This window comes from Acinetobacter sp. TUM15064 (genome assembly GCF_008980265.1).
Classification (GTDB): Bacteria; Pseudomonadota; Gammaproteobacteria; order Pseudomonadales; family Moraxellaceae; genus Acinetobacter.
Map to the genome: position 1 here is coordinate 1 of NZ_BKFU01000144.1, position 1,516 is coordinate 1,516.

Here is a 1,516-nt window from a genome sequence, read left to right on the forward strand (position 1 = left end):
AATCGGATTGTTATGCTAAGACCTAAAAATCAATATAAAGCCAAATCTAATTTTTTTCATGGAAGTTTTATTAAATTTGTTCTGGCAATTATAGCCATTTGTAGTTTTAGCTTAGCATTTAATTACGATTATATTTCGTCCATACTTTTGGGTAAGTTTCATCCTATTCCAGATAAAAAGTGCCTTCAACAATTCTACAAAGATACACCACCTTATTTAATTAAAGAAAGCTTAACGAAGCATACTTACCCATTATGTTTCAATGGCTTCAATGTGATGTATTCAGGTGTTGCTAAAACACCTCTTTGGGTAGCAGAAAGTTTAACACCACAACGATTAAGTAAAAGTGCACCGCGGGAAGACAACTTTCATGAAGAACTCAGAATTCCTTCTAATCATCGTTCTACAATTTCAGATTACCGTGGTTCTGGACATATTCGTTGGCGTGTAGCTCCAAATGCAGATATGTCAAATGAAGAGGCAAAATCTGATAGTTTTTCTTTAGCGAATATAATTCCTGTTGCTAATTTAGATGTACTTACGAATTTAGAATATGTGATAAGGGGGATTGTAATTAGAAATAAAGTAGACCTTTATGTTGTTTCCGGTCCTATTTTTAGTTCGCGAAAACTAAAAACAATTGGAAAAGGTGTAATCATTCCTAATGCGGTGTTTAAAGCAATATATATTCCTAAAACTGGAACAATTGGGGCTTACTATATACCTAATAATGATTCTTCTGATGTAAAGATCGTGAGTGTATGCTTTTTAGAAGAGTTGCTGAATATAAATTTATTTCCTCAATTAACAGAGGAGCAAAAACGGAACACATATAATTTACCTTTGAGTTCAAAAGATTTGAATTTAAATAAGGAAATTGAATATTCTTACTGGGATGCTGAGAGTCAATGTGAAATTAGTGTTTCTGATAAGGATATTGATATGCTTCAGAATAGATTTAGATTTGAATAAGTAAATTTTTGTCGCACAAAGAATTCGATAAGGACTTATTCAGCAATTTCTAAATGTTTATGACACAAATCATTTTTAAGTCATAATGTTTGAGATCGAACGTTCGATAGATGTCCGCAATCCATCGAATAGCTGAACCTCATTTGAGGTATGAAGATAGTCCAATATATTTTCACTAAAGGATTCTATAATTTCTTTGGGATTTCTAATTCTAAAATGGTCACTTTCAGCCAATTTGATGAGGTGAGAAAGATCTGGAAACATCTTACTTCCAGCAAGTTTTAGAGCCATTTTATTATCAATAGATTCGTAGATAAGTGTATGTGTAATATCAAATGGTGGTGAAACAAAAATGTTCTGCATATCAGGGGAATATTGCAGAGCAAAATTTTTAAGATGTGCCTCACCATTACCGATTGGCTTTGTTGCATAAACATTCAAAAGCTGAGTTCTCCCCAATCCATTCAAATTTAAGACACAACTTGGGTGCGAGGTCTACCTAATTCCGTAAATCTATTCAGAACTGCCACACGCGCATGAATTT

General features: G+C 33.0%; 1 protein-coding gene and 1 pseudogene. One reads left to right on the plus strand and one right to left on the minus strand.

Annotated elements, in window-relative coordinates:
* Nucleotides 1–12: 12 nt before the first annotated feature.
* A complete protein-coding gene (locus GBI16_RS18075) occupies nt 13–972 on the plus strand; it encodes a DNA/RNA non-specific endonuclease (protein WP_005401574.1) in 960 nt (319 codons plus the stop codon).
* Nucleotides 973–1,047: 75 nt separating this feature from the next.
* On the opposite strand, the pseudogene GBI16_RS18080 reads toward GBI16_RS18075, so the two are convergent.
* Nucleotides 1,048–1,389 (minus strand): annotated as a pseudogene (locus tag GBI16_RS18080) (HipA domain-containing protein); the annotation flags it as partial.
* Nucleotides 1,390–1,516: the final 127 nt, after the last annotated feature.

Excerpts from the sequence above, each read along its gene's own strand:
- GBI16_RS18075 (WP_005401574.1), top strand. The coding sequence starts at position 13 with ATGCTAAGACCTAAAAATCAATATAAAGCCAAATCTAATTTTTTTCAT.